The organism is Marinimicrobium sp. C6131 (assembly GCF_026153455.1).
GTDB lineage: Bacteria > Pseudomonadota > Gammaproteobacteria > Pseudomonadales > Cellvibrionaceae > Marinimicrobium.
In genome coordinates this window covers 1,366,615-1,393,462 of the sequence record NZ_CP110629.1, presented here as the reverse complement: position 1 = coordinate 1,393,462, position 26,848 = coordinate 1,366,615, and the positions used below count along the sequence as shown (strand labels likewise).

24 protein-coding genes are annotated in these 26,848 nt (G+C 58.8%); 18 read left to right on the top strand and 6 right to left on the bottom strand.

All coding sequences use genetic code 11. The annotated features are described in order from the left end of the window. Window positions 1-2 precede the first annotated feature (2 nt). Window positions 3-923 (bottom strand): CsiV family protein, encoded by a 921-nt coding sequence (locus tag OOT55_RS05870; protein ID WP_265368197.1) that lies wholly within the window; start codon window positions 921-923, stop codon window positions 3-5. Beyond that, window positions 920-4,381: a transcription-repair coupling factor gene (mfd, locus tag OOT55_RS05865; protein WP_265368196.1), complete on the bottom strand. Its 3,462-nt coding sequence runs from the start codon at window positions 4,379-4,381 to the stop codon at window positions 920-922. Before mfd ends, OOT55_RS05870 begins: the two co-directional genes overlap by 4 nt. Window positions 4,382-4,848: 467 nt before the next feature. Between mfd and OOT55_RS05860 the strand changes: the two genes are divergently transcribed. From OOT55_RS05860 to sthA, 9 genes are read left to right on the top strand one after another with little or no spacing between them, the layout of a single operon-like run. Further along, window positions 4,849-6,192, top strand: coding sequence for a Na(+)-translocating NADH-quinone reductase subunit A (locus OOT55_RS05860; protein WP_265368195.1), 1,344 nt, complete (start codon window positions 4,849-4,851; stop codon window positions 6,190-6,192). A gap of 3 nt (window positions 6,193-6,195) precedes the next feature. After that, window positions 6,196-7,398 (top strand): NADH:ubiquinone reductase (Na(+)-transporting) subunit B, encoded by a 1,203-nt coding sequence (locus tag OOT55_RS05855; RefSeq protein ID WP_265368194.1) that lies wholly within the window; start codon window positions 6,196-6,198, stop codon window positions 7,396-7,398. Then, window positions 7,391-8,170: a Na(+)-translocating NADH-quinone reductase subunit C gene (locus tag OOT55_RS05850; RefSeq protein ID WP_265368193.1), complete on the top strand. Its 780-nt coding sequence runs from the start codon at window positions 7,391-7,393 to the stop codon at window positions 8,168-8,170. The genes OOT55_RS05855 and OOT55_RS05850 overlap by 8 nt, the downstream gene beginning before the upstream one ends. A 3-nt stretch (window positions 8,171-8,173) precedes the next feature. Continuing rightward, window positions 8,174-8,833 carry an NADH:ubiquinone reductase (Na(+)-transporting) subunit D gene (locus tag OOT55_RS05845; RefSeq protein ID WP_123637490.1) on the top strand — a complete coding sequence of 220 codons (660 nt, stop codon included), beginning with the start codon at window positions 8,174-8,176 and terminating at the stop codon, window positions 8,831-8,833. 2 nt (window positions 8,834-8,835) lie between these two features. Next, on the top strand, window positions 8,836-9,444 hold the full coding sequence (nqrE, locus tag OOT55_RS05840; protein ID WP_265368192.1) for an NADH:ubiquinone reductase (Na(+)-transporting) subunit E: 609 nt from the start codon (window positions 8,836-8,838) through the stop codon (window positions 9,442-9,444). A 17-nt stretch (window positions 9,445-9,461) separates the two neighbouring features. Beyond that, window positions 9,462-10,685 (top strand): NADH:ubiquinone reductase (Na(+)-transporting) subunit F, encoded by a 1,224-nt coding sequence (gene nqrF, locus OOT55_RS05835; RefSeq protein ID WP_265368191.1) that lies wholly within the window; start codon window positions 9,462-9,464, stop codon window positions 10,683-10,685. Window positions 10,686-10,698: 13 nt separating this feature from the next. After that, the gene (locus tag OOT55_RS05830) at window positions 10,699-11,742 is read left to right on the top strand and encodes an FAD:protein FMN transferase (RefSeq protein WP_265368190.1); all 1,044 of its coding nucleotides are present in this window, start codon (window positions 10,699-10,701) and stop codon (window positions 11,740-11,742) included. Window positions 11,743-11,799: 57 nt separating this feature from the next. Further along, a complete protein-coding gene (nqrM, locus tag OOT55_RS05825; RefSeq protein ID WP_265368189.1) occupies window positions 11,800-12,096 on the top strand; it encodes a (Na+)-NQR maturation NqrM in 297 nt (98 codons plus the stop codon). 5 nt (window positions 12,097-12,101) lie between these two features. Then, window positions 12,102-13,499 carry a Si-specific NAD(P)(+) transhydrogenase gene (gene sthA / locus OOT55_RS05820; RefSeq protein WP_265368188.1) on the top strand — a complete coding sequence of 466 codons (1,398 nt, stop codon included), beginning with the start codon at window positions 12,102-12,104 and terminating at the stop codon, window positions 13,497-13,499. On the opposite strand, the gene OOT55_RS05815 is transcribed toward sthA, so the two are convergent. Both OOT55_RS05815 and OOT55_RS05810 read right to left on the bottom strand, forming a co-directional pair. Continuing rightward, window positions 13,486-13,824 (bottom strand): hypothetical protein, encoded by a 339-nt coding sequence (locus tag OOT55_RS05815; RefSeq protein ID WP_265368187.1) that lies wholly within the window; start codon window positions 13,822-13,824, stop codon window positions 13,486-13,488. The genes sthA and OOT55_RS05815 overlap by 14 nt on opposite strands. Next, window positions 13,821-14,435, bottom strand: coding sequence for a PilZ domain-containing protein (locus OOT55_RS05810; RefSeq protein ID WP_265368186.1), 615 nt, complete (start codon window positions 14,433-14,435; stop codon window positions 13,821-13,823). The genes OOT55_RS05815 and OOT55_RS05810 overlap by 4 nt, the downstream gene beginning before the upstream one ends. A 181-nt stretch (window positions 14,436-14,616) precedes the next feature. Here OOT55_RS05810 and OOT55_RS05805 point away from each other — a divergent pair, with 181 nt between their 5' ends. From OOT55_RS05805 to OOT55_RS05795, 3 genes are read left to right on the top strand one after another with little or no spacing between them, the layout of a single operon-like run. Next, on the top strand, window positions 14,617-15,855 hold the full coding sequence (locus OOT55_RS05805; RefSeq protein ID WP_265368185.1) for a lipoprotein-releasing ABC transporter permease subunit: 1,239 nt from the start codon (window positions 14,617-14,619) through the stop codon (window positions 15,853-15,855). Further along, a complete protein-coding gene (lolD, locus tag OOT55_RS05800) occupies window positions 15,848-16,531 on the top strand; it encodes a lipoprotein-releasing ABC transporter ATP-binding protein LolD (RefSeq protein ID WP_265368184.1) in 684 nt (227 codons plus the stop codon). Before OOT55_RS05805 ends, lolD begins: the two co-directional genes overlap by 8 nt. Further along, window positions 16,524-17,753 (top strand): lipoprotein-releasing ABC transporter permease subunit, encoded by a 1,230-nt coding sequence (locus OOT55_RS05795; protein WP_265368183.1) that lies wholly within the window; start codon window positions 16,524-16,526, stop codon window positions 17,751-17,753. The genes lolD and OOT55_RS05795 overlap by 8 nt, the downstream gene beginning before the upstream one ends. A 10-nt stretch (window positions 17,754-17,763) precedes the next feature. Here OOT55_RS05795 and OOT55_RS05790 read toward each other — a convergent pair whose 3' ends face one another. Beyond that, window positions 17,764-18,303, bottom strand: coding sequence for a DUF2062 domain-containing protein (locus tag OOT55_RS05790; protein ID WP_265368182.1), 540 nt, complete (start codon window positions 18,301-18,303; stop codon window positions 17,764-17,766). Between the two features lie 87 nt (window positions 18,304-18,390). Then, window positions 18,391-20,565, bottom strand: coding sequence for a hypothetical protein (locus tag OOT55_RS05785; protein WP_265368181.1), 2,175 nt, complete (start codon window positions 20,563-20,565; stop codon window positions 18,391-18,393). Between the two features lie 165 nt (window positions 20,566-20,730). Here OOT55_RS05785 and OOT55_RS05780 point away from each other — a divergent pair, with 165 nt between their 5' ends. The 6 genes from OOT55_RS05780 to OOT55_RS05755 all read left to right on the top strand — a co-directional run bounded on the left by OOT55_RS05780 (window position 20,731) and on the right by OOT55_RS05755 (window position 26,841). Further along, window positions 20,731-23,121 (top strand): DNA internalization-related competence protein ComEC/Rec2, encoded by a 2,391-nt coding sequence (locus OOT55_RS05780; RefSeq protein WP_322113826.1) that lies wholly within the window; start codon window positions 20,731-20,733, stop codon window positions 23,119-23,121. A 127-nt stretch (window positions 23,122-23,248) separates the two neighbouring features. Further along, complete coding sequence (locus OOT55_RS05775; protein WP_024460312.1) at window positions 23,249-23,875, top strand: MotA/TolQ/ExbB proton channel family protein; 627 nt, start codon at window positions 23,249-23,251, stop codon at window positions 23,873-23,875. Between the two features lie 19 nt (window positions 23,876-23,894). After that, a complete protein-coding gene (locus tag OOT55_RS05770; protein ID WP_265368179.1) occupies window positions 23,895-24,320 on the top strand; it encodes an ExbD/TolR family protein in 426 nt (141 codons plus the stop codon). A gap of 16 nt (window positions 24,321-24,336) precedes the next feature. Beyond that, window positions 24,337-25,368, top strand: a complete 1,032-nt coding sequence (lpxK, locus tag OOT55_RS05765; protein WP_265368178.1) for a tetraacyldisaccharide 4'-kinase — start codon at window positions 24,337-24,339, stop codon at window positions 25,366-25,368. Beyond that, window positions 25,365-26,120: a 3-deoxy-manno-octulosonate cytidylyltransferase gene (kdsB, locus tag OOT55_RS05760; protein ID WP_265368177.1), complete on the top strand. Its 756-nt coding sequence runs from the start codon at window positions 25,365-25,367 to the stop codon at window positions 26,118-26,120. The genes lpxK and kdsB overlap by 4 nt, the downstream gene beginning before the upstream one ends. 247 nt (window positions 26,121-26,367) lie before the next feature. Further along, on the top strand, window positions 26,368-26,841 hold the full coding sequence (locus OOT55_RS05755) for a low molecular weight protein-tyrosine-phosphatase (RefSeq protein WP_265368176.1): 474 nt from the start codon (window positions 26,368-26,370) through the stop codon (window positions 26,839-26,841). Window positions 26,842-26,848 lie beyond the last annotated feature (7 nt).

Sequence of the window (26,848 nt, the reverse complement as noted above, 5' to 3'; positions counted from 1 at the left end):
GCTTACTCCCCGCTTTCGGTGGCTTCTTCATCGGGACGCTCATAGGGCGTCACCCGAATCAGCAATCCGATGATGGGATGGTCCAGATAATGCAGCTCTTCGCTGCGCATGCGCCGTTGCTGATTGAGGGTCACTATCCGGCGAGGCAGATAGTCCTCTTCGAGAAAGTCGGGCAGGCTTGAGGTGGTGTTAAGGCTCATGTCCCAGGCATTACCGGTCGGACTTTGCCATTCATCGGCCCAGAGCGGGGCGGCCCCGTCGCGACCGGCGGTGTCTGGTTGAGGTGCATCCGGACGGCGGGGCAGCTCCGGCCAGGCGCCAGGCGGTTGACCGTAATTGGGCTCGAACTCGGTGAACCACAGCCGGGTATGGAGGTGGAGGTAGCGCGACACGCTCAGGGTGATACTGCCTTCCAGTTCGGTGTGGTTATCAAAGGAGTCGCCTCCCTGGATCAGCAGGGCGGGGCTGTCTTCCAGTTCGGTAACGGGCTGTCGCCAGGCTTCGTGAAACAGGACCCGATATTGACCGGACCGGTCCATCGCGTTGGCGAACCGGTCCATGGAGCGCATGGCCTCCGGCAGCGGCAGAAAGGGGTCCCGAGCGGGATCGACCGGTGCCGGTTTATCGAGAGCGGCGAGGCCGTTGTCCCAGGAGGGGCGGGTCGTCGACGCTTCGCCAGTCTCTTCCTGATCGACGTTCGGGGTCTGCAGGGTCACCCAGTTAAGCGGGTAGCGCAATTGGATGTTGCGCGGCCACTGTTCGATGCTGTCGGCTCCACTGGTGCGCTCGAAGACGATCATTTCCACCTGGTACCAGTCGGCGGACTCGTCGGCCACCGCCGACGCTATTGCGGTGCAGGCGACCAGACCGAGAAGGGTGGCCAGGACGAACGAGGAGCGGGACGTGCGCAAAGCATGGGTCATGAGCGGTTTCCGGGCGTCAGTTTATCCAGCAGTTCTGAAACAGCGTTCAGTCGTGTTTCGCCATTTTCCATATTTCGGACGAATTTTAAATGATTGGCCCCTGCCAATTGGTAGGTTTGTGGGTCACTTTGCACCAATTGCACAATGGTCAGTGGATCGACCTCGGTTTGTTCGGAAAATTCCAGGCGACCGGCCCGGTCGCCAGCTTCCAGTTTGGCGATACCGAGCCTTTCCGCCCGTAACTTCAGGGCGGTGACCGCAAACAGGTTCTTGGTGGCGTCGGGCAGCAGCCCGAATCGGTCGATCATTTCCACCTGAAGTTCGCGCAGGGCTTCATCGGATTCCGCGTTGGCCAGTCGCTTGTAGAGCACCAGACGTGTGTGTACGTCCGGCAAGTAGTCTGCGGGAATCAGGGCCGGGATGCGCAGGTTGACATCAATGCCCGAGTCCAGAGGTTGCTCGATGTCCGGCGCCTTGCCGGCCCGGATCGCCTTGATGGCGCGATCCAGCATGTCCATGTACAGCGAGAAACCGACGGTCTGGATCTGGCCGCTCTGCTCTTCGCCGAGCAGTTCGCCGGCACCGCGGATTTCCATATCGTGAGTGGCGAGCGTGAAGCCCGCCCCCAGATCGTGAGCGGCCGCGATAGCATCCAGCCGCTTGAGGGCATCCGCAGTCATGGCACGTTTCTCCGGTGTCAGCAGATAGGCGTATGCCTGGTGGTGGGAGCGTCCCACGCGACCGCGCAACTGATGTAGCTGGGCCAGTCCGAACTTGTCGGCGCGGTGGATGATGATGGTATTGGCGCTGGGTACGTCAATTCCGGTTTCAATGATGGTAGTGCATACCATGACGTTGAACCGCTTGTGGTAAAAGTCCGACATGACCCGTTCCAGGTCGCGCTCACGCATCTGACCGTGACCGATGCCCACCCGCGCCCCGGGAATCATTTCGCCCAGCTCCCGGGCAATCCGTTCAATATTCTTGACTTCGTTATACAGGTAGTACACCTGCCCGCCGCGCAGGATTTCCCGCAGAATGGCCTCTTTGATGATGGCGTCGTCCTGGGTGCGGACAAAGGTTTTGACCGACAGGCGTCGCGCCGGCGGCGTGGCGATAATGGACAGGTCCCGGATGCCGGACATGGACAGGTTGAGCGTTCTGGGAATGGGCGTCGCGGTCAAGGTAAGGATGTCAATCTCCGCCCGCAGCGCCTTGAGTTTTTCCTTCTGACGGACACCGAAACGGTGTTCTTCATCAATGATGAGCAGCCCGAGATTCTTGTAGCGTATATCGCCCTGAAGTAACTTGTGGGTGCCCACGATAATATCCACTGTGCCGGCTTCCACCCGCTTGAGGACCTCGTTGACCTCTTTGGTGGTGCGAAAACGCGAGAGCACTTCGATGGTGATGGGCCAATCGGCAAAACGGTCTTTCAGGGACTCAAAATGTTGTTGGGCGAGCAGGGTGGTCGGTGCCAGCAATGCCACCTGTTTGCCGCTGTAGCTGGCGATGAAGGCGGCGCGCATGGCCACCTCAGTCTTGCCAAAGCCGACATCGCCGCAGACCAGGCGATCCATGGGCTGTGGGGAGAGCATGTCCTGCACCACCGCTTCGATGGCGCGCTGCTGGTCCGGGGTTTCCTCAAAGGGGAAGGCGGCGGCAAAACTTTCGTAGGCGGCCTGGGGGTCCTGAAAGGCAAAGCCTTTGCGGGCTGCGCGGCGAGCGTAGATGTCCAGCAGCTCGGCGGCCGCATCGCGGACTTGCTCGGCCGCTTTACGTTTCGCTTTCTGCCATTGTTCACTGCCCAACCGATGCAGCGGGGCCAATTCCTCGTCCGCGCCACTGAACCGGCTGATCAGGTGCAGGTTGGTTACCGGTACATAGAGCTTGGCACCCTCGGCGTACTCCAGGGTCAGGAACTCCGTCGACTGGCTGTCTACTTCCAGGGTTTCCAGGCCCCGATAGCGGCCCACGCCATGGTCAATGTGTACCACCGGAGCGCCGGGTTTGAGTTCGGTCAGGTTCTTGACGATCAGGTCGCTGTTGTCCTGCGCCTGACGACGCCGGCGCTGTTGCTGAACCCGGTCGCCGAACAGTTGGGATTCGGCAATGACTACCAGTCTGGGGTCTCGCAGGAGCAGACCCTGGTCGAGCGGTGCGACACAGAGTGCCAGGCGAGTGTCATCAAGGGTAAACGCGTCCCAGCTGTCGACAATCGTCGGGTGAACCCGGATGCGGCCCAGCAGCTCGAGCAGCGTTTCACGGCGACCGGCGGAGTCGGCGCAGAACAGAACCCGGCCGTCGAACTCCATCAGGAATGCTTCCACGGCCGCCATGGGGTTGTCGGCCTGATGATTGACCGGCAGTGTGGGCGGTGCCTGGGTCGCAAAGTTGATGCGGCCGGCGCCAGGCTCCACGGGGGCCGTCTGGACGAAGGTGCGGGCCATCGGTTTGATCAGGCCGAACAGTTCATCCACTCCCAGATAGATATCCCTCGGTGGCATGATGGGGCGCTGGGGGTCGACTTTCCGGCTTTCGTAGCGGTTTTGCAGCTCACTCCAGAAGCGATTGGCGGCCGACTCGAGTTCCCCGAGGGCAAAGATCCGGGTGTTCTCCGGCAAGTACTCGAACAGGTGACTCGATTGCTCGAAAAAGAGCGGCAGATAATACTCAATGCCCGGCGGTGCAATGCCGCTACAGACGTCCTGGTAGACAGGGCAGGCCCGATGATCAACATCAAAACGGGCATGCCAGTGATCCCGAAAGCGATTGATACCGTTTTTATCCAGAGGGAACTCCCTGGCCGGCAACAGCTCGATGCGGTCGACCTGTTCGACGGTCATCTGGGTTTCCGGGTCGAACCGGCGCAGGGTTTCCACCTCGTCATCGAACAGGTCGATCCGATAGGGGAAGTCACTGCCCATGGGGAACAGGTCGATCAGCGCGCCGCGCACAGCGAATTCCCCGTGTTCGTACACGGTGTCCACACAGTGGTAGCCGGCCTTCTCCAGGCGCTGGCGCAGCGCTTGCAGGTCGAGGCGTTCGCCGGGTTCGAGCAGCAGACTGTTGCCCAGCAGGTAGCTCTGGGGCATCAAGCGTTGCAGGGCGCTGGTGACCGGTACCACCAGAATTCCCTGGCGGGTCGCCGGCAGGCGGTAGAGAGTCCGCAGTCGCTCCGAGATGATGTCCTGGTGGGGTGATATGGTGTCGTAAGGCAGGGTCTCCCAGTCCGCCAGGTGGAGCACCGGCAGGGTGTCGCCCGCGAAGTAACGAAGCTCGCTCTCCAGGCGCTGAGCGGTACTGGTGTCTGGCGCGATGACGAGGCTCAGGCCCTCGTGGGATCGGGCCGCATTCGCCAGCGCGAGTGCCTGGGCCGCACCGTGGAGTTGCCCCCAGGTCTGGCGGTCGCCGGAGCGGTTTGCAATGGGCGGATTCAGCGGGTTCTGTTCACTCATGGTTTGACGACTGCGGAAAAAAGGCGCCATTGTACCCGACCTGATGAGATTGTGTTTGGCAACCGTAATGATGGCGCTACCACCGCTGTGGGTACTCCTCGGTGGCTGCAAAAAACCCGCCAACGGACTGGCCTTTCGGCGCTGTGATCTTTATAATTGCGGCGATTTTTCCAAGGGTGAGGGTGGAAATTCTGCCCAAATCGACTCCGCAATGGGTGTTGAGGCGGAGAAATCTCATAGCAATGGTGCTTATAGAGGGATGGCGGGTCTGTACCTGCCCAGGCACCCCGAACATGCGCTTCTAACAACTATATATCCGCACATATTGAATAACGCAACCCAGTTTACGTCGGGCCGCTGGGGTTGGGTGTGCGAAGCGCAGGCTGGCAGTCCGGCAATACGACACCGACCCGACGGGCCAGTTCCCGTCAGGTCAGTTTATCCAACGAGTGATTAGGCAGAGACGTATGATAAAGATCCGTCGGGGATTGGATTTACCTATATCCGGTGCGCCCGAGCAGGCCATCAGCGAGGGTCCAAAAATCCGCTCTGTGGCTGTCATCGGTTTCGATTACCACGGTATGAAACCGACCATGGCGGTCCAGGTGGGGGACAAGGTCAAGCTCGGTCAGTTACTGTTTACCGATAAAAAGACGGAAGGTGTGCGCTACACGGCGCCTGCCTCCGGCACTGTGGCGGCCATCAATCGTGGCGAACGCCGTGTGCTGCAGTCCGTCGTGATCGATGTCGAAGGCGACGACGCCGAGACGTTTGAGGCCTATAAAGGCACGGATCCGGCTCAGGTGTCCGATGAGGACGCCCGCGCCCTGTTGAACGAGTCCGGTTTGTGGACCGCACTGCGGACCCGCCCGTTCAGCAAGGTGCCGGCCCTGGACAGCAAGCCCAACTCCATCTTCGTGACTGCCATTGACACCAATCCGCTGGCGGCCAACCCGGAGCTGATCATCGCCGAGCAGGCCGAGGCCTTCAAGCAGGGGCTGGTGGTGCTGAGCCGGATGACCGAGGGCAAGGTGTTTGTCTGTAAAGCCGCGGGTGCCGATATCCCCGTCGCCACAGGTGAGCGTTTTGTCACCGAAGCGTTCGGTGGTGTGCACCCGGCCGGCAATGCGGGCACCCACATTCATTACCTCGATCCGGTCAGTGACAAAAAGCTGGTCTGGACCGTCAACTATCAGGACGTGATTGCCATTGGCACCCTGTTTACCAGCGGCAAGCTGGATACCCGCCGCGTGGTGGCCCTGGGTGGTCCACAGGTCGAGAAGCCCCGCCTGCTGCGCACCCGGTTGGGTGCCAACCTCGAGGAGTTGACCGCCGGGGAACTCAAACCCGCTGAAAACCGCCTGATCTCCGGTTCGGTGTTTGGTGGACGTAATGCCCGTGGTCCGGTTTCGTACCTCGGCCGCTATCACCAGCAGGTGTCGGTACTTGAAGAGGGCAATGACCGTCCGATGCTGCACTACCTGCGCGCCGGGTTCAATGCCTTCTCTGTCATGGGTATCTACATTTCCAAGCTGTTCAAAGGCAAGAAATTCAACTTCACGACCACCACCAGTGGTAGCGAGCGCGCCATGGTGCCGGTAGGTGCTTATGAACGCGTGATGCCGCTCGACATTCTGCCGACGCAACTGCTTCGCTCCCTGATTGTCGGCGATACCGAGACCGCTCAACAACTGGGTTGTCTGGAGCTGGACGAGGAAGATTTGGCTCTGTGCACGTTCGTGTGCCCGGGCAAATACGAATACGGCCCGATCCTGCGTGACAATCTCACCACTATTGAGAAGGAGGGCTAAGGTATGAAAGCTCTGCGCAACTATCTCGACAAGATCGAGCCCAGCTTCCACAAGGGCGGCAAACTCGAAAAATGGTATTCCCTGTACGAAGCGGTGGACACCATCTTCTATCGGCCCTCCAGCGTCACCAAAACCACGGCTCATGTGCGCGATGGTATCGATCTCAAGCGCATCATGATCACGGTGTGGCTGTGTACCTTCCCGGCCATGTTCTACGGCATGTACAACATGGGCTTTCAGGCCAACACCATCATGGCCGATATGGGCATAGCGTCCGTTGAGGGCTGGCGTGGTTCCTTCATTGAAATGATGGGCGGTTATGATGCGAGCAGCATCTGGGCCTCCTTCTGGCACGGTGCGGCGTACTTCATTCCGATTTATTTCGTGGTGTTTGTGGTCGGTGGCTTCTGGGAAGTGTTGTTTGCGACTGTACGTGGTCATGAAGTCAACGAAGGTTTCTTTGTCACCTCCGTGCTGTTTGCTTTGATCTGCCCGCCCGATGTGCCACTGTGGCAAGCTGCATTGGGTATCAGCTTTGGCGTGGTCGTGGGAAAAGAAGTTTTCGGTGGCACTGGCAAGAACTTCCTCAACCCTGCACTCACCGGTCGCGCTTTCATGTTCTTTGCCTACCCGGCGGAAATGTCTGGCGACGCAGTATGGACCGCGGTCGATGGCTATTCTGGCGCGACTGCCCTGTCAGTGGCCTACCAGGAAGGCCTGAATGGGTTGACTCAATCAATGACCTGGTTGGACGCATTCCTGGGGAATATGCACGGCTCAATCGGTGAAGTGTCCACTTTGGCCATTTTTATCGGTGGTGCGGTACTGCTGATCATGGGCATTGCCTCCTGGCGTATTGTCGCCGGCGTTATGTTGGGCATGATCGCGACTACGGTTTTACTCAACCTGATTGGCTCCGATACCAACCCAATGTTTGCTTTGCCCTGGTACTGGCATATGGTCCTGGGCGGTTTTGCATTCGGGATGATCTTTATGGCTACTGACCCTGTCTCGGCGGCCATGACGGATCTTGGTAAGTGGTGGTTCGGTGCTTTGATCGGTTTTATGGTCGTGATTATTCGCGTGGTTAACCCCGCTTTCCCCGAGGGCATGATGTTGGCGATTCTGTTTGCCAATCTGTTCGCGCCCCTGATTGACCACTTTGTTGTACAGGCGAATATCAAGCGGAGGTTGGCACGTGGCTAATAACGATACGATCAAAAAGACAATCACAGTTACCCTGCTGTTGTGTATTGTCTGTTCCGTCGTAGTGTCGACAGCCGCTGTGCTGTTGCGCCCGATGCAGCAGACCAACCAGGAACTGGATTTCAAAAGCAATATCCTTGCTGCTGCCGGTTTGCTTGATGGCGAAGGCAGTGTTGAGGAGATTTTCGAGCAGCGGGTTCAGACCCGCGTCGTGGACCTGGAAACCGGCAAGTTCACTGATGAGGTGGATCCGGCGAGCTACGATCAGTGGAAAGCCGCCAAGGATCCCAGTCGCTCCATGAACCTGAGCGGTGACGAGGATATCGCGGGTATCTCACGGCGTGAGCGTTATGCGGAAGTTTTCCTGGTGGAAGGTCCGGGTGGCGAGCTACAGACGCTGGTATTGCCGGTCCGCGGTTATGGCCTCTGGTCCACGCTCTATGGCTTCATGGCCCTGGAGGCCGACGGGAATACCGTTGCCGGCCTCGGCTTCTATGAACACGCGGAAACACCCGGTTTGGGGGGAGAAGTGGACAATCCGAACTGGAAGTCGCAGTGGGAAGGCAAAAAAGTCTATGGTGAAGACGGCAATGTACAGTTGTCAGTCATCAAAGGCAGCGTCGATGCGTCTGACCCCAATGCTCAATACAAGGTGGATGGCTTGTCAGGCGCGACTCTGACCAGCAAGGGTGTGGATAATCTGGTCGAGTTCTGGCTCGGTGATATGGGCTTCAAGCCGTTTTTGAAGAACTTGCGCGAAGGGGAGGCCTAAGCCATGAAGAAGCTCAAGCAACTTCTGATTGAACCAATTTTTGACAACAACCCGATTGCGCTGCAGATTCTGGGTATCTGTTCTGCTCTGGCCGTTACCAACAGCCTGAGCGTGACGGTGGTGATGTGTATCGCCCTGACCGCGGTAACCGCGTTCGCCAACCTGTTTGTCTCCATGGTGCGCAATCACATTCCGGGCAGTATCCGGATCATTGTGCAGATGACCATCATCGCCTCACTGGTGATTCTGGTCGACCAGGTACTGAAGGCCGTGGCGTATGACATCAGCAAGCAATTGTCCGTGTTCGTGGGCCTGATCATCACCAACTGTATTGTTATGGGCCGTGCCGAAGCCTTCGCCATGAAGAATCCGCCACTGCCGAGCTTTATCGATGGGGTGGGTAATGGCCTGGGTTACAGTGTGATCCTGTTGGGCCTGGCGTTTATCCGGGAGCTGTTCGGCTCCGGTAGTCTGTTTGGCGTCACCCTGCTGACTCCGGTGACCGAGGGTGGCTGGTACGTGCCAAACGGTCTGTTGCTGTTGCCGCCGAGCGCCTTCTTCCTGATCGGCTTCTTCATCTGGGCCATCCGTGCCTGGAAACCGGAGCAGGTCGAAGAAGAAGAGTTCAAGATGGCGCCTAACACCAAGCCGCAGGAGGCCTGATTGTGGAACAGTTACTGAGTATTTTTGTACGGACCGTTTTCATTGAAAACATGGCGCTGGCGTTCTTCCTGGGGATGTGTACCTTCCTGGCCATCTCCAAGAAGATCAGTGCCGCCTTTGGCCTGGGTATCGCTGTTATTGTGGTGCAGGTGATTACCGTTCCGGTGAACAATCTGCTCTATACCTACGTACTGGCTGATGGGGCCCTGGCCTGGGCCGGCCTGCCCAACGTCAACCTGAGCTTCCTCGGCCTGATTACCTACATCGGTGTGATTGCCGCGCTGGTTCAGATTCTGGAAATGGTGCTGGATAAATTCGTGCCCGCGCTGTACAACGCTCTGGGTGTGTTTCTGCCACTGATTACCGTGAACTGCGCCATTCTGGGTAGTTCGCTGTTCATGGTGGAGCGCGACTACAATTTTGCCGAGAGTGTTGCCTTCGGTGCCGGTTCCGGCGTCGGTTGGGCCCTGGCGATTACCGCTCTGGCGGGTATTCGCGAGAAGATGAAGTACAGCGATGTGCCGGCGGGCCTGCGAGGCCTGGGCATTACCTTCATTACTGTCGGTCTCATGTCCCTGGGCTTTATGTCTTTCGGCGGCATCGACCTGTAACCAGCGAGGTAGGCTAGATGAATTTGGAAATTATATTGGGCGTGGTCATGTTTACCGTCATCGTTGCGGCGTTGGTGGTAATCATCCTGAGCGCCCGCGCCAAACTGGTGAGCAGTGGCGACGTAACCATCGAGATCAATCACGAGAAGAAGATCCAGGTTCCCGCCGGCGGCAAGCTGCTGCAGAGCCTGGCCAATGCGGGCCTGTTCCTGCCGTCCGCCTGTGGTGGCGGTGGCACCTGCGCGCAGTGCAAGTGTGTGGTAGAGCAGGGCGGTGGTGCCATGCTGCCCACGGAAGAAGGTCATTTCACCAAGCGTGAAGCCCGTGAGGGTTGGCGTCTGTCGTGCCAGACACCGGTCAAAGAAGACATGGTCATCGAAGTGCCGGAAGATGTGTTTGGCGTGAAGCAGTGGGAGTGCACTGTTGAGGCAAACCCGAATGTGGCGACCTTCATCAAAGAGCTGACACTGAAGCTGCCGGAAGGCGAGAACGTTGATTTCCGTGCCGGCGGTTACGTTCAGTTGGAGTGCCCGCCGCACCATGTCAAGTTCAAGGACTTTGACATTGAGGAGAAATTCCGTGGTGACTGGGAGCGCTTCGGCTTCTTTGAGCTGGAATCCAAGGTCGATGAGCCAGTGATGCGTGCCTATTCCATGGCGAACTATCCGGAAGAGAAGGGTATTGTGAAATTCAATATCCGTATCGCGACGCCGCCTCCGGGTTCCAAGGATATTCCGCCGGGCATCATGTCCTCCTATGTATTCAGCCTGAAGCCGGGTGATACCATCACCGTATACGGGCCCTTTGGTGAGTTCTTTGCCAAAGATACCGATGCGGAAATGGTGTTTATCGGCGGTGGTGCCGGCATGGCGCCCATGCGCTCGCATATTTTCGACCAACTGCGTCGAATCAAAACCGATCGCAAGATCACCTTCTGGTATGGCGCGCGCTCGCTGCGTGAGATGTTCTACCACGAGGAGTATGATCAGCTTCAGGAAGAGAACGAGAACTTCGAGTGGCATGTGGCATTGTCCGATCCTCAGCCGGAAGACAATTGGGAAGGGCCGACCGGTTTTATTCACAACGTACTGTACGACATGTATCTGAAGGACCATCCGGCACCGGAAGACTGTGAGTACTACATGTGTGGACCACCGATGATGAACGCGGCCGTCATCAAGCTGCTCAAGGATCTGGGCGTTGAAGATGAGAACATCATGCTGGATGACTTCGGCGGTTAATAGAGGACACGATTTGTTCAAGGTTCTCACAACAATAAAAACGGGGCCGGTACTGCTGGCCTCGTTTTTGTTTTTTGGTTTACTGCTGGCGGGTTGTGAAGCAGGAACGGAGCGGGACTTTCACCGTTTTTCGGGCTCGACCATGGGGACGACCTATAACGTAACCCTGGTGGCGGAAGCGGGTAAGCCCCTGGAGCTTGATGTTGAGGCGCTGCAGACGGGGCTGGATGCCGAACTGGCGCGGATCAATCAGCAGATGTCCACCTACATTGACGACTCGGAACTGATGCAGTTCAATCGCTCCGGGATTGATCGCTGGCAGACGCTCTCAGCGCCCCTCGCCGAGGTGCTGACCATCAGCCAGTCGATCAGTGAGCGCAGTGGCGGCGCATTCGATATCACCGTCGGGCCACTGGTGGATCTTTGGGGGTTCGGCCCGAGGGCGGAGCCTGAGCAGGTGCCCACCGATGAAGAGGTTGATCGGGTTCGCTCCACTATCGGCTACCAGCAGCTGTCTCTCGATGGACGACGGGCTCGCCGGCAAAGTGACATTCGTCTTGACCTGTCGGCGGTAGCCAAAGGTTACGGGGTGGATCATATTGCTCGCTGGCTTGAGAATCAGGGCTATGAACACTTTCTGGTTGAGATTGGCGGTGAGGTTCGACTGAGCGGGCAGAGCCCGAGGGGCGATGCCTGGCGGATAGGTGTGGAGCAGCCTACGTTGATTCAGGGACAAGGCCGGCAGGCTCTGGCCCTGACGGATATTGCCATGGCGACGTCCGGTGACTATCGAAATTATTTTGAACGGGGTGGCGTTCGCTACTCTCACACGATTGACCCTCGAACCGGTCGTCCTATCAGGCACCGCCTGGCGTCGGTGACCGTTTTGGCGCCTACGGCGGCCGAGGCCGATGCCTGGGCCACTGCCCTGAATGTGCTCGGGCCCGACGAGGGCATGGCGCTGGCGGAACGGGAAAAACTCCCGGTGTACATGATTGTCAAAACCGATGACGGTTTTGACGATGACTACTCCAGCGCGTTTGATCCCTGGCGCTGAGTTTTAACGCACTGGCGGGTCTGTGGTAAGCGGCCCGTCGGGCAAGTGAGGTAAGTTATGGGTATGGTTCTGGTTTCGCTGTTGGTCATGCTTCTGGTGGTGGTGGGAATGTCCATCGGCGTACTGTTTGGCCGACAGCCGCTCAAAGGCTCCTGTGGTGGCGTGGGAGCGGCGCTGGGCGAGAAAGATTACGTCTGCGACCTGTGTGGTAACGACGAAGACAAATGTAAAGAAATCAATGAGCGTCAGCAGGCGGGCCTGCCCGTCGACGATTTGGCGTACGATGCCAGCCAGACGGTGGCATCAGAGGGTAAAGAGAGAGCGACGTCCTCCAAAACCCAATCAGGAGAATAACCCTAGTGGCTGATCACACCTACGATGTGCTGGTAATCGGTTCCGGACCAGCGGGTGAAAGCGCTGCCATGTCGGCGGCAAAATCCAATTTGCGGGTTGCCGTAATTGAAAGTCGGGCTCATGTGGGCGGCAACTGCGCCCACAAAGGTACGATTCCGTCCAAATCCCTCAGACACGCCGTCAAGCAGTTGATTCGCTACAACAGCGTCAGCCTGTTCCGGGAGATGGGGGATACTCGCTGGTTGTCCTATCCCCGAGTGTTGGCGGCGGCCTCCAAGGTGATTCCCAAGCAGGTCGAGTTGCATACCGAGTTCTACATTCGCAACCGGGTGACTCTGCACACGGGGCTGGCGTCGTTTGTGGATGCGAATACGGTCAGCGTTGATTTGGGCGATGGCGCTCAGGAAACCATTACGGCCGAATCAATTATCATCGCGACCGGCTCGCGCCCGTATCGGCCCGCCGATGTGGATTTCAATCATCCCAGGGTGTACGACAGCGATACCATTCTGGAGATGCAGCATACCCCGCGTCATATGATTATTTATGGTGCGGGTGTTATCGGTTGTGAATACGCGTCCATTTTTTCCGGTCTCGGGGTGAAAGTTGACCTGATCAACAATCGTGATCGACTGTTGTCATTTCTTGATGACGAGATTTCCGACGCGCTCAGTTATCACTTGCGCGACAGCGATGTGACGGTGCGTCACAGTGAAGAATACGAGTCCATTGACGCCGACGATCACAGTGTCACGCTGCGCCTGAAATCCGGCAAGCGACTCAAGGCCGATGCGATTCTCTGGTGTAATGGGCGAAGTGGCAATACCGATAAACTGAATCTGGAAGCGACCGGGCTGGATGTGGATTACCGGGGTAATCTCAAAGTGTCACAGGACTATCGCACCTCGGTCGATAACATTTTTGCGGTCGGCGATGTCATCGGCTGGCCAAGCCTGGCCAGTGCATCGTTTGATCAGGGCAGGGCGGTCGCCGCGGTAATTACCGGGGAGCCCTGCAAGCCGGTCACCAATGTCCCCACCGGTATTTACACGCTGCCCGAAATCAGCTCTATCGGTAAAACCGAAACGGAGTTGACGGCCGCCAAGGTGCCTTACGAAGTGGGTCGGGCGTTATTCAAGAATACCGCCCGCGGGCAGATCAGTGGTGAAGACGTCGGGATGCTGAAAATACTGTTCCACGTCGACAGTCTGGAAATACTGGGGGTCCACTGCTTTGGTGCTGAGGCCGCCGAGATTGTCCACATCGGTCAGGCCATCATGAGTCAGAGTGGGGCGGGTAATACCATCCAGTTCTTCCTGGATACCACCTTCAATTACCCCACCATGGCGGAGGCCTATCGTCTGGCGGCGCTGGATGGTATCAACCGTATCAACCGCCGTTAGTGCGTGAGGGCGCCGCTTCCGCCCGGGGGCGGTGCTTCAGTACGGTGCGCAACACCCTGTCGTGCTCAAAATAGACCACGTAGTCCTCGTACACCCAACTGGAGATCGGTGGGTCGCCCACGGCCGAACGGCGTTCCTGAGGCGCACCAAAACGCGACTCCACCCGGGCCTGGGTCATGCCATTGGTGGGCACTTCTCCCGCTTTCTCGGCTCCTCCCTGTTGGCCTACCGGAATCTCCACCCGGTCGGCGCTTGCAGCGGTTGAAAGTCCAAGCCCGAGGGATAGGCTCAGGGCGAGCAAGGTATAAGATCGAAACGTCGTCATGAAGAAGCTCCTTTGGAGTAGAGGTTGCCCTTATCGTCGGGGTCGATATCCTGCAGGCGGCGTTTTTCCGCCATCTGGGCGCGCATGATCTGTTGGCTGAGAAGGTGTTGTTGTGGGTCAGTCAGCGCTTCGAATTCTGCCGCAATTTCGTAGCCGCCGGTGCGAAGTGGTTCACACCGCGCGACCCTGGCGTAGATGGCCAGCCCAACGTAGGTGGGAAGGAAGGTCAGGTTCAGGGCAAGGGGCTGGCCGAGTTCCAATGGTTCCCGGTTACTGAAAGCCAATCCGCCTTCACTGATATTGACCCGTCGCTGATCGGTGGCGTGAGTCCCGTGCAGCCTGGGTTCGCTGATCAGTTGCTGGGCGAGCAGGTCGATTTTCCGGTTGAGCAGGTAGAGATAATCGGCAATCTGCCGATCGCGGTCCTTGATCTGATAGAACAGCTGGCTCGACTCGCTGTCAATCTTTTTCAGCTCCGCGTAGGTCTTGAGCGCCGCTGCGCCGGGGAAAAGGTTCTCGGCCGGCGTGTGCCGGAGCGTGTCTTCATCGACGGCCAGGTACTCCAGGTCCAGATAGTCGTCGATACGAAAATAGAGTCGGCGTTCAGGCATAAGAGTCCCGCAACAGGCTTTTGTCATTGTAATAAGGTATAGCATACCGCGTTGCCGGTGTATCCCGCCACTCAGTCAGCGGCCTTTCGTCGGTCGGGCAGCCGGTGTTGCGCCGGTATTCGCCCCGGGAAAACCACGCTCCGGGCTTGTGGCGTTCTGGTCAATAGGGTTAAATGCGCTCATGCCAATCAATGTCCCGCTACATATCGGTCTGCGCTACACGCGCGCCAAGCGCCGCAACCAGTTTATCTCTTTCATCAGCGCCTTTTCCCTGCTGGGCATGGCGCTTGGTGTGATGGCGCTCATCGTCGTTCTGTCGGTGATGAACGGTTTCGACCGCGAGATGAAATCGCGGATTCTCAGTGTGGTGCCCCACGGTTTTATTGATGGTACGCCCGAGCTGGCGGACTGGGGCCCGGTGGCGGAGCACGTGAGAAAACATCCCGACGTTCGGGGCGTTGCGCCCTACATCGAAGGCTTCGGATTGGTCAACTACGGACGCGGCTCGGAAGGTGTCCAGATTCAGGGCATCGAGCCCGAGCGGCAGTCCGATGTCTCGGTGGTGGAGTCCCGCATGTTGCTCGGGTCGACTCTGGACCTGCAGCCAGGAGAGTTCCGGGTTGTCATGGGGCGCCTGCTCGCGCGCCAGCTTGGGCTGGCGCTGGGGGATTCGGTCACCATTACGCTACCGGATATTCGGGTGACGCCGGCAGGGGTCTACCCCCGAGTACGCCGGTTCACTCTGGTCGGTGTTTTCGAAGTCGGTGCCCAGATGGATCAGCGGCTCGCGCTGATCCATCTGGATGATGCGCGCCGGCTGTTCCGTTACCAGGGGGTTCAGGGCGTTCAGGTGCAGGTGGACGATATTTACCGGGCGGGCCCTGTGATGAGAGAGTTGGCCGCCGAGTTGCCGGGGGCGCTGCGGGTACGCGACTGGAGTGAGACGCAGGGCAGCCTGTTTCAGGCGGTAAAAATGGAAAAAATCGTCATTGCCGTCCTGCTGGGCATCATTATCGCGGTGGCTGCCTTCAACATTGTCTCCAGCCTGATTCTGATGGTGGCGGACAAGCGTAGTGACATTGCCGTGTTACGCACGCTGGGAATGACGGCCCGGCAGATCATGGCCGTGTTTATGGTACAGGGCTCCGCGGTCGGTTTCGTCGGCACGTTGACCGGGGCATTGCTCGGTTGTGTGTTGGCGCTGTACATCGGCCCCATCGTGGCGGGCCTGGAAAGCCTGCTGGACATGCGGGTATTCGATCCCTCTGTCTATTTCATCAGTCACTTACCGTCCCAGTTGCTGTGGCAGGATGTCCTGAGCATCTGTGCGGTGTCCCTGTTCCTCAGTTTCCTGGCCACGCTGTATCCCGCCTGGCGGGCTGCGAAAATCGAACCAGCAGAGGCTTTGCGCTATGAGTGATTCTACTGCAGTCCTGCGCTGCCACAACGTCCACAAGACCTATGCCCAGGGCCCGCAGACGGTATCGGTGCTCAACGCGGTGAATCTGGCAGTGGCGCCAGGGGAGCGGCTGGCCATCGTCGGGGCCTCCGGTTCCGGCAAATCGACACTGTTGAATATTCTGGGCGGGCTGGATCTGGCCAATGAGGGCGACGTGGAGGTGGCGGGTCAGTCGCTGGGCATGCTCAGTGCCGATCAACGGGGGCGCCTGCGCAACCGCAAACTCGGTTTTGTGTATCAGTTCCACCACCTGCTTCCGGAGTTCAGTGCGCTGGAGAATGTCGCCATGCCGCTGTTGATTGGCCGGGTTGCCAGAGCCGAGGCCCACCGGCGTGCCCGAGACATGTTGGCGCGGGTCGGACTCAGTGAGCGGGTCACGCACAAACCCTCGGAGTTGTCCGGTGGCGAACGCCAACGGGTGGCGATCGCACGCGCACTGGTAACCTCCCCCGCCTGCGTACTGATGGACGAGCCGACCGGCAATCTCGACAGTCATACGGCGGAATCCATTCAGGCCCTGATGACGGAACTGAACCGGGATAGTGGCACCAGTTTTGTTGTGGTGACCCACGATCTGAATCTGGCCGCCCGTATGGATCGGACCCTGACGCTGGAAGACGGAGCGCTGCATGGGTAGTGCCGGCTATATTGGTCTGATCGGACGGCGCTATGCACTGTCCCGCAGGCACAGCCATCTGGTGTCGTTCATTTCGTCCGTATCCATTGTCGGCTTGGTGATCGGGGTGGCGTTGCTGATTACCGTTTTGGCGATCATGAACGGCTTTGATCGCGAGTTGCGTGAACGTATTCTCGGCATCATGCCTCACGCCGCGCTGTATCACCGGGACGGCGTGGCCGATTATCGGGATCTGGCGGATCGGGTGAAGGCCCACCCTGGTGTGAGCTCGGCAACGCCTTTCGTCCAGTTGGAGGGGCTGTTGTCCCACAAGCGCGATGTTGCGCCCGCGGGACTGGTTGGGGTTCCGCCAGAGCAGCGCGAATCCCTGTCGGTGTTATCCGGATATCTTCCCGACGGAATATGGGAACGTCTGGCGGACAACCCTCGGGGTGTGCTGCTCGGGGCCGGTTTGGCCCGGACACTGTCGGTCGAGACCGATGACAAATTGATTCTGGTTGTGCCGGCCGGGGACGGCGCTCCCCGGGTCCAGGCGCTGGCGGTTCTGGCCGTGTTCGATACCGGCACGGAGCTCGATAATAATCTGGCACTCACCGCTCTGGAGACGGCCTCGGAGCTGACCAGTCATCCGGGCGCAGCCAGTGGTATCCGGTTCCAGGTGCACGATCTGTTCAGTGCTCCGCAGGTGGCCCGGGACCTGGTGTATGAATTGCCCGGAGGGTACTACAGCTCGGACTGGACCCGCACTCACGGTAACCTCTATCAGGCGATTCACATGTCGAAACAACTGGTGGGTCTGCTGCTGTTCCTGATTATCGCCATTGCCGCCTTCAACCTGGTGTCGACACTCATCATGGTAGTTGTGGACAAACAGGGGGATATTGCGATTCTGCGGACACTGGGGGCATCCAGTGGCGAAATTCTCGGTATCTTCATGATCCAGGGGGGAATGATCGGTATCGTGGGAACCGGTATCGGCACCGCACTTGGAGTAACCTTGTCTTACTGGGTCACGGATTGGGTTCAATGGCTGGAAAGATTGCTGGGCATTCAGTTTTTGCAGTCCGACGTGTATCCCATCAGCTATTTACCGTCAGATCTGCACTGGCCCGATGTCGCCCAGGTGGCCGGTACGGCGCTGGTTCTCAGTCTGGTGGCCAGTCTGTACCCCGCGTGGCGGGCAACCCGGGTTCAGCCCGCCGAAGCACTGCGGTTCGAGTAAGGGCAGATTCTCACTGACTGTCTCCGGACGGCGGTGGGCGACGCCTGAGCTTGCGCCGTTGCCAGCTTTTGACCACGGTCCAGCGCCAGAATAGCTGCATCACCACATAGCCCAGTACACCGAAGACCAACCCCGAGAGCAGCGAACCCACCAGTAGCGGTTTCCAGATCAGGCTGAACTCGTGCATCAGCCAGTGCCAACTCAATTCCAGTGAAACCTGAACCGGCGGTAATTCCAACAGCCAGCGGCCCAACTGATAGGTTGAAAAGAAAATGGCGGGCATGGTCAGTGGGTTACTGATCCATACCAGCGCCACCGAGATGGGCAGGTTACAGTGAAGCAGCAGTGCCAGGAGGGCGGCGATGGGCATCTGGCCGGGCAGCGGGATAAACGCCACAAAGATGCCGACGAAGAACGCCACTGACACTGAATGGCGGTTCAGATGAAACAGGTTGGGATCGTGCAGCAGGTCCCCGAGAAAATGCAGGGCGGGGTTGCTCTTGATGGCGTGTGCGCTGGGGATGAAGCGCCGTAGTAGCTTGCGTGCCATACTCGATCACATAACGGCCGAAAATAATGGGGCCATTATGCCTGTCCTCGGGTGAAAAAACGATGATAAACCACGCGAAGTGGGGCGTTATTTCGCAATTCTGGGCAGCTCATCGAGATGGCTCAGAAGCCAGGTGCAACCCTCATCAATGCTCTCATCCTGGCTCAGAAGATTGCGTAGCCGGTGTTGGCACTCGTTCAGGGCGTTGTCAATGACCGCCCGGGTGGCGTCGCTTGCTTCCAGAACGGAGCAGGCCCTGTGCATCTGTTCAATCAGTGTGTCGACCAGGCGCAGCGTTTCCTCGACCTGATAGGCGTAGCGAATTTCCATATTGACGAGCGTATTGTGGGCACCATCGGACCACTCCTGCAGATAGCGGCGCTGCTGTTGGCTGGCCTGTTCAATTTCCAGACTGTTGACCCTTGTTCCCGTGATATCCATCAGCGCCTGAAGCAGCTGTTCGGTTTTCTGCAGCTCCTGTTCATCGGCATGCGGGTCCTTGAGCAGCAGGTGCATATGGTCGCTCGCGAACATGATGCCCTCGTTCAGATACGCCACGTTCTGGCTGATGGTGGTGCGGCGAATCATGGCCCGCTCGCGCTCATTAAACTGCTTTGCGGGGAAGTACTCCGCATGTCCGAGTTTTGACTGGAGGTAAAAGCCGGCTACCAACTGGCCCCGTTTGAGGGCACTGATCACGCACCGGGCCAGCTCCTCAATGGACTGGACGCGAACACTCGCCTGGGCGAACTGACTCAGAATGGAATCCCGCTCGCTGTTCAGCAGTACGTCTTCGAGCCGGTTCGCCATCGCGCTCAGCTCCGATTGCAGTTGTTCAAGCGATACTTCCTCGTCAGACGGCCCGGACGAGTGCGCTTGCTGTTGCTCGCGTTCCTTCAATTGTGTGTAGAGAAGGTCCACCTCGCTTTCCAGTGCAAGAATGCAGTGCTCGCACTCTCTCACCAGTCGCTCAAGTTTGGCCAGTTTTTCCGTTTGTTCCGCCCGCTCGGCGTCATTCTCGGTTTGAGGAATGGCGTCTCTCAGGAGACGCATTTCACCCTCAAGGTCTACGATCAGGTTCCGCTGCCGGGTGTTGTTGTGGCGCAGTTGCTGGATTTCGGCCAGGGAGTAGGGCGATTGACCGAAACCGCCGGAGGCCATCGTCAGCGCCTGGCTGCTGTCAGCCATGTTGGTGTGAATCACCCGGAGGGTTTCCTCGATCTGCTCCATGGACTCTGAAGGTTTCGAGGCCAGTTCTGTTGACCCGGATTCGCGCTCGTCAGCGTCGCGTGCCGACGTTTGGGAGCCGGCCTCCGTACCTGTTCGCTGCTGTTTCAGTTCCTGAATGTGCTGTTCGGATCGGAACAGCTCGGCTTCCAGACGCTTGATGGTTTGTTCAAGATGACTGCTGCGGTTGTCCGGAAACTCGGTGCTATAGGCGCGCAGCTCTCGAGCCAGCTCACTATTCAGACGCTGATTGTCGGCGGAAAAGTGTTCAATGTTGGTCAGGCGCCGTTCGGGGGGCGCCACCAGAGGGCGAGCGTCGGAGTCCATGATGTCCCGCAACTGGCGACGCAGGCTATCGGCGTCGCCATCCTGTGACTGGCTCAGCGCCTGATTGATTTTCTGCAGCTTTTCGATGGTAACGCGATTTTCTTCCTGCAATCGTTCCAACTCTTCCCGTTTGAGCCGGTTCAGTTCCAGTTTGCGCTGCAGATCCCGCGCCTGCTTTTCGAAACCTTTCAGTTTTTCGACCCGCTGCTGGAGCAGTTTCACCTGATTGTTACGCTGGCGTCCCGGCTTGCTCTCCTGTCGGTCAACCACCCAGCGGGCGATGTCATACAGTTGTTTTTCCAGGAGTACCCAGGAATCTCCAGAGGCTTTTTCTTTGCGATAGGCCCGCTCTTCGGCTTCAGAGAACAGGTATCGAAGCGCGGCAATTTTCGCGTTGAAGGGATGTTCCGGCGTCAATCGGGGCAGAGTGGTCTGGGTAATATTCCGGTAGCGATCCCGCGCCTCATCCTTCACGCGCAGGAGGTAATCGGCCACGGCATCGCCCTCTGAGGGCGATGCCGGCGGGGGCGTGCGGTTCTGGGCCCGTTCGGTGCGCACGGTGTTGCGCAGGCGCTGATAGGCGGCCATGACTTTTTTCTGATGGCGACGCTCACGCAGCAAGAGCACACCGAGCAGCGCGCAACCCAGAGAGAGCAGAAACACCAGCTCTCCCAGAATGATCGTTGTCAGTGTCAACGAATCCAGCATTTTTTATGCGCCCTCTGAAAGCGTCAAATTACTGTCGATACCGAGTTGAAACTGTGGACTCTGTCACAGTTAGATAGAGTCGGACCCAGTATAGCCCGTAATAGGCTTGGTGGTGTGGCCTGCTTTACGCATAATCGGGGCTCGTCCTCACGCAAAGGAAATGCGATGACCCCTCCAGAAAATCCGGCCCCTCAGGGTACCGGTCGTTCAGCGATAGCGAAGACTGTACGTCGGTGGATGACAAGCCGGCGCCGCGCCTTTTCCCTCAACGGGGCGTTGGTGAGCTGTTCTCTGGGAATTATCCTGGCCTCCCAGCGGCCATACTTGCCGCCGCCATTCGTATTGGGTCTGTTAGTGCCACTGATTCTGGGACTGTTCTGGCGGGCACCCCGGTGGCGACAGTGTCTGGCGTTCGGGCTTCTGGGGTTTCTCTGGGGAGCGTCGTTTGGTCACTGGCAGCTTTATCATCGCCTCCCCCAGTCTTTCGGCGGCGCGGAGATTCGCGTTCAGGGGATACTGGTCGGTCTGCCGGACCACGATGCGCGTCGCGAGCGTATCCGCTTGCAGGTTGAGCGGGTCGAATCAACAACGGGGAGCCCTCTGGACCTGCCGTTACGGCACATTCTGGTCAGTTGGTATGGCGGGCCGTCTCTGCATGCCGGTGAGCGCTGGCAACTGACATTGAGAGTCCGACCGCCACGGGGTTTCGTCAATCCCGGCGGACTGGATTACCAGCTCTGGTTGATGCGCCAGGGGGTCGATGCGACCGCTTATGTACGGGAAAGCGCCGATAACCGGCGGCTGGCGGCGCCGTCCGCCCAATCGTTAAGTTACTGGCGGGAGCGGGTTCGGCACTGGCTGGAAGGCCGACACGGCTTGGTGCACCGGGATCTGATGCAGGCGCTATTGATTGGGGATCGATCCGGACTAAGTCCGGAGCGCTGGGCTCAGCTGCTGCGCTCCGGAACCAATCACCTGTTGGCCATTTCCGGGTTGCATGTGGGAATGGTGGCCCTGGCGGGGTTGTGGTGTGGCGGGGTTCTGGGGCGTGGGCTCAACGTGCTGTGCCACCGGGTACCCGCCTCGGCCTCGGGGCAGGTGCTCGCGCTACTGTGTGCGCTGCTTTACAGCGCCCTGGCCGGCTTCAGCATACCGACTCAACGAGCGTTGATCATGATCGGCGTGGTCCAGTGGATGACGCTTTGCCGGCGGACGTTACCGGCGCCAACCGGACTGTTGTTGGCCTGGTTGGCGGTGCTGCTGCGGGATCCCCTCGCGCCCTTCGACCCCGGGTTCTGGCTCAGCTTCACCGCCGTCGCGGTGCTCGTGCTGGCGTTCACCGGTCGTCGGCGCCCGAGTGGACGGCAGCGGGGCGGTGGGGTAGTGACGTCCCAATGGGCGGTGTTTCTGGGGTTGCTGGTTCCGCTGTTGATATTGATGCACGGTGTGAGCCTGCTGGCGCCGATCGCCAATGTACTGGCCATTCCGCTGGTGACCCTGATGGTGGTCCCCTGGTTGCTGCTGGCATTGGCGCTGAGCGTGGTCTGGCCCTGGGCCAGCGAAATGGCACTGACTGTTGCCGATGTGGGGTTGTCCGCGCTGTTGACCTGGCTGGGATGGTTGGAGGCGTTGGCGCCAATGGCATTGTTTCAGGCGGTGTTGTCCGGGCCCGCCTTGGCATTGGCCGGACTGGCGGCGTTATTGACGTTGTTGCCAAGGGGGATGCCCGGTCGCTGGTTGGGGTATCCGGGGTTGCTGTTGGCGCTATTGCTGCCGGGACCACCGGTACCGCCTTTGAGGGTTGCGTTTCTGGATGTGGGGCAGGGACTGGCCGTAGCGGTACAGACGCCGGATTATCGGCTGGTGTATGATACGGGCCCCACTTACAGTGAGCGGCTGGATGCGGGCTCCGGCGTGATCGTACCTTACTGGCGGCAATTGGGTGTCCATCAACTGGACGCCGTGGTGGTCAGTCATCGTCACGATGACCACGCCGGTGGCCTGTCCAGTGTGCTGAGCAGCCTGCCCACGGAAACGCTGTGGGTTGGTGATCCGGAACTGCCTGCACCGATGCCCGGGAAAGAGTGCCACCAGGGCGCCTCGTGGCAATGGAATCAGGTGAGTTTCCGGTTTCTGCACGGAGGCTTTCCCGCTCGGATGAACGACAACAACCGCTCCTGCGTTCTTGAAATCGAATACGCCGGCCAGCGAATCCTGTTGACTGGGGATATTGAGCGGGAGGTGGAGTGGCGATTGATCGGCCGGGATCAGCTCCGGGGGCCGGTTGACGTGCTGCAGGTGCCACACCATGGCGCAACGACATCGTCCTCGGTGGAGTGGGTCGCCCGGACCCGGCCTTCCACGGCGGTGATCAGCGCGGCTTACCGGGGGCGACACGGTCATCCGGATCAGGCGGTGGTGGAGCGTTATCGCGCCCGGGATGCTGAGGTGCTCAATACCGCCACACTCGGCGCCATTGTGTTCGAGTGGGATAAGCAGGGGAGGCGCCGCGAGCGGTATGCCCGGCAAGCCCCCAGACGGTGGTGGTATGAATAACCGTGCGTCGGGGACTGACTGTCGCAAAATGTGACAGGGTGTTTTCCCGCTGGAAATGGTCTGTGCTATCTTGCGCCCCTGATGGGTGCGCCTTGGCCAGAAAACGATTTAAAAGAGGAAAAGTTCAGTGTTTGAGATTATTACCGCGGGTGGCTGGTTGATGGTCCCCATTATTCTCTGTTCCATCCTGGTGATTGCCATTGGTGGTGAGCGTTACTGGACTCTCGACCCCAAAAAAATCGCTCCACGGCACCTGCTGGCACAGGTATGGAGCTGGATCAAAAACAATCAGCTGGACGCAGGCAAGCTCCGCGAGCTCAAGCAGTCGTCTCCCCTGGGGCGCATCCTGGCCGCCGGTCTGAGTAATTCCCGGCACGGACGGGAGGTCATGAAAGACAGTATCCAGGAGGCGGCCAGCCAGGTCATCCATGAAATGGAGCGCTACCTGACCATCCTCAGCACCATTGCCAATATCGCACCGCTGCTCGGTCTGCTCGGCACCGTGATCGGTATGATCAAGGTGTTTACCGCCATCATGCTACAGGGCACTGGCAATGCCGGCGTTCTGGCCGGCGGGATTTCCGAGGCGCTGATCACTACCGCCGCCGGCCTGACCGTGGCCATTCCCGCGATGATTCTGCACCGCTTTTTCCAGCGCCGGGTCGACACCATTGTGGTCACCATGGAAGAAGAAGCGGTAAAACTTGTGGACGCCCTGCACAGCGACCGTCGGGTCGATGTGAAAGCCAACTGATTGACCGAGGAGCAAGCGGGTGCAATTTCGACGTCAATCTAGAGAAAATGACAGCATCAATCTGACACCATTGATCGATGTGGTATTTCTGTTGCTGATTTTCTTTATGGTGTCCACCACCTTTACCAAAGAAACCCATTTGAGCATCGACCTGCCCGAAGCCGAAGGTGAAGCGAGCGAGCAGGACGCCGATGCGCCGCTGGATATTCTGATTACCGCGGAAGGCGATTACTCGATCAATGGTCGCAGCTTGGTAAACAGTAAGCTGGTGACCCTGATGTCGGCTTTGGAAAAGGCCTCGGAGGGCAACAATCAGTTGCCTCTGACCATTACCGCTGATGCCAAAGCCCCCCACGAAAGCGTGGTCCGGGCCATGGATGCTGCCGGCCAGTTGGGGTTTGTGCACCTGAGTATCACCACCCGGCGCCCCGAGTCCGGGGAGTGATTCGGGGGCGTTTGACATGACGCTGGCCTCGGTCTGGGAAAATGCCTGGTACGGTAAGGCCCGCTGGGTATACCTGCTGGCGCCGGTGGCCTGGCTGTTTCGTGTGCTGGCGCGCCGGCGTCGTGTCCGACTGGAGCGCGGCGCGGTCGCGTTTGATGTACCGGTGGTGGTGGTCGGCAATATCAGTGTCGGTGGTACCGGAAAAACCCCGCTGCTCATTGCCCTGGTGCAACGTCTGCAAGAGGCGGGTCACAAACCGGGCGTGGTCAGTCGGGGTTATGGGGGCAAGGCGCCCGGCTACCCCTTGATGGTTTCACCCGACACCCCGGTAACCCATTGCGGTGATGAGCCCCTGACGATCGCCCGGGCAACCCGGTGTCCCGTGTGTGTCGGCCCGGATCGGGTTGACGCCACGCAGGTACTGCGCCAGAAAGGCTGCGACATTGTACTGAGCGACGACGGCCTGCAGCATTACCGTTTGGCTCGGGATCTGGAAATTGCCGTGGTGGACGGCGCCCGCGCTTTCGGCAATGGCTGGTGCCTGCCAGTCGGGCCGTTACGCGAGCCTGTTGAACGGCTCAATGAGGTCGACTGGGTGGTGGTCAACGGTTCAGGGGACAAGGTGCGTCAACAGGCCCCGACGTTGCGCACGACCCAGTACGCTATGACGGTGACCCCGGATGTCTGGCATCGGGTGTCTGATGACGCCCGTGCATCGCTGACCCATTTTGCTCCACAGACACCGGTGCATGCGGTGGCGGGTATCGGCAATCCCGACCGGTTTTTTGCCACGCTGAAAAGCCTTGGGCTGGAACCGATTCCCCACCGCTTCGCCGATCATCATCATTACCGCCCGGGCGAGCTGGTCTTCCAGCCGGCATTTCCAGTTGTGATGACTGCCAAAGATGCGGTCAAGTGTCAGGCATTCGCCCAAGCGGACTGGTGGTACCTGAGTGTCAGCGCCACATTGCCGGAGGCGTTCTGGAACGACTTCCTGAAACGCATTGATGCCCTCAAATCCACACCTGAAGCGAATTCGATTCCATGAGTTTTTACGTTGTCATCCCCGCCCGTTACGCCTCCTCCCGGTTGCCCGCAAAACCACTCAAAGACATCGCCGGCAAGCCGATGATTCAGCACGTTTACGAACGCGCCTGTGAGAGCGCCGCCACGAAGGTCATCATCGCCACGGATGATGAGCGCATCGAACTGGCGGCCCGCGCTTTCGGGGCGACGGTGTGTATGACCTCCCCGGATCATCAGTCGGGGACCGATCGGTTGCAGGAGGTGGTCAGCCAGTTGGGGTTGCCGGACGATGCCATCGTGGTCAATGTGCAGGGCGATGAACCTCTGATTCCGCCGGCGGTCATCAATCAGGTGGCGCAGAATCTGGCGAATGACGATTCGGCGAGTGTGGCAACCTTGTGTGAGCCGATTGAGTCGGTGGAGGATTTTTGTAATCCGAATATTGTGAAGGTGGTGAGCGATATGAGCGGTCGCGCGCTGTATTTCAGCCGGGCGCCGATTCCGTATCCTCGCGATGCGTTTGCGGGGGAGGGAAGGGCATTACCGGAGGGGTTTGTGGCGCGGCGGCATATTGGGATTTATGCGTATCGGGTGGGGTTGTTGCACCGGTTTGTGACTTGGGATCAGGCGCCGTTGGAGCGGTTTGAGTCGTTGGAGCAGTTGCGGGTCATGTGGCAGGGTGAGTCGATTCACGTTGCGGAGGCTTGCCGGCCTGTTCCTGGTGGTGTCGACACTGAACTTGATTTGGATCGGGTTCGTCGGTTGTTGGGTTAGTCGGTATTTGGTCTGGTGGTTTTTTTTGAGTCCGGCGTCAGTGGGGCAGATAGCGTTTGGAGACCCGCCGTGAACCCATCCATGGGGGCTTCTCGTCGACATCCATGTCTCCGAGAGTCTCCAAACGCTATCTGCCCCTCTGCCGCCTCCGTGTGAACTTGACGATTGTTCTCGACGCCTATGCGTAACGAGACCAGAACTGAAGTCGTAAAGATGAAATCAGTATTTATTAGGCAAAGGTTTAAGCATGAGCGTCAATGTATTATTTGTGTGTCTGGGTAATATCTGTCGGTCGCCTACCGCCCATGGGATATTTGAAGAGAAAGTCCGCCAGGCGGGATTGGAGAAACGTATCCAGATCGATTCGGCGGGTACGGGTGCCTGGCATATTGGCAAAGGGCCCGATGCGCGCTCCCAGCGTGCGGCGCTCAAGCGCGGCTATGATCTCAGTCACCTTCGGGCCCGGCAGGTCAATCCGGCCGACTTTGAAGAATATCATTACATTCTTGCCATGGATCACAGCAACCTGCAGGATCTGCAAGCCATCAGGCCGGCACATTTCACCGGGCACCTTGGACTCTTTCTTGAGTTTGGTGAAAACGCTCACTATCGCGAAGTCCCCGATCCCTACTACGGCGAAGGTGACGGTTTTGAGCTGGTGCTCGATCTGGTTGAAAGTGCCTGCGATGGGCTGATTCAACACATAAAAACTCAGCGGTAATAAGAGA

Excerpts from the sequence above, each read along its gene's own strand:
- OOT55_RS05870 (WP_265368197.1), bottom strand. The coding sequence starts at position 923 with ATGACCCATGCTTTGCGCACGTCCCGCTCCTCGTTCGTCCTGGCCACC.
- mfd (WP_265368196.1), bottom strand. The coding sequence starts at position 4,381 with ATGAGTGAACAGAACCCGCTGAATCCGCCCATTGCAAACCGCTCCGGC.
- OOT55_RS05860 (WP_265368195.1), top strand. The coding sequence starts at position 4,849 with ATGATAAAGATCCGTCGGGGATTGGATTTACCTATATCCGGTGCGCCC.
- OOT55_RS05855 (WP_265368194.1), top strand. The coding sequence starts at position 6,196 with ATGAAAGCTCTGCGCAACTATCTCGACAAGATCGAGCCCAGCTTCCAC.
- OOT55_RS05845 (WP_123637490.1), top strand. The coding sequence starts at position 8,174 with ATGAAGAAGCTCAAGCAACTTCTGATTGAACCAATTTTTGACAACAAC.
- nqrF (WP_265368191.1), top strand. The coding sequence starts at position 9,462 with ATGAATTTGGAAATTATATTGGGCGTGGTCATGTTTACCGTCATCGTT.
- nqrM (WP_265368189.1), top strand. The coding sequence starts at position 11,800 with ATGGGTATGGTTCTGGTTTCGCTGTTGGTCATGCTTCTGGTGGTGGTG.
- OOT55_RS05815 (WP_265368187.1), bottom strand. The coding sequence starts at position 13,824 with ATGACGACGTTTCGATCTTATACCTTGCTCGCCCTGAGCCTATCCCTC.
- OOT55_RS05810 (WP_265368186.1), bottom strand. The coding sequence starts at position 14,435 with ATGCCTGAACGCCGACTCTATTTTCGTATCGACGACTATCTGGACCTG.
- OOT55_RS05805 (WP_265368185.1), top strand. The coding sequence starts at position 14,617 with ATGCCAATCAATGTCCCGCTACATATCGGTCTGCGCTACACGCGCGCC.
- lolD (WP_265368184.1), top strand. The coding sequence starts at position 15,848 with ATGAGTGATTCTACTGCAGTCCTGCGCTGCCACAACGTCCACAAGACC.
- OOT55_RS05795 (WP_265368183.1), top strand. The coding sequence starts at position 16,524 with ATGGGTAGTGCCGGCTATATTGGTCTGATCGGACGGCGCTATGCACTG.
- OOT55_RS05790 (WP_265368182.1), bottom strand. The coding sequence starts at position 18,303 with ATGGCACGCAAGCTACTACGGCGCTTCATCCCCAGCGCACACGCCATC.
- OOT55_RS05785 (WP_265368181.1), bottom strand. The coding sequence starts at position 20,565 with ATGCTGGATTCGTTGACACTGACAACGATCATTCTGGGAGAGCTGGTG.
- OOT55_RS05780 (WP_322113826.1), top strand. The coding sequence starts at position 20,731 with ATGACCCCTCCAGAAAATCCGGCCCCTCAGGGTACCGGTCGTTCAGCG.
- lpxK (WP_265368178.1), top strand. The coding sequence starts at position 24,337 with ATGACGCTGGCCTCGGTCTGGGAAAATGCCTGGTACGGTAAGGCCCGC.
- kdsB (WP_265368177.1), top strand. The coding sequence starts at position 25,365 with ATGAGTTTTTACGTTGTCATCCCCGCCCGTTACGCCTCCTCCCGGTTG.
- OOT55_RS05755 (WP_265368176.1), top strand. The coding sequence starts at position 26,368 with ATGAGCGTCAATGTATTATTTGTGTGTCTGGGTAATATCTGTCGGTCG.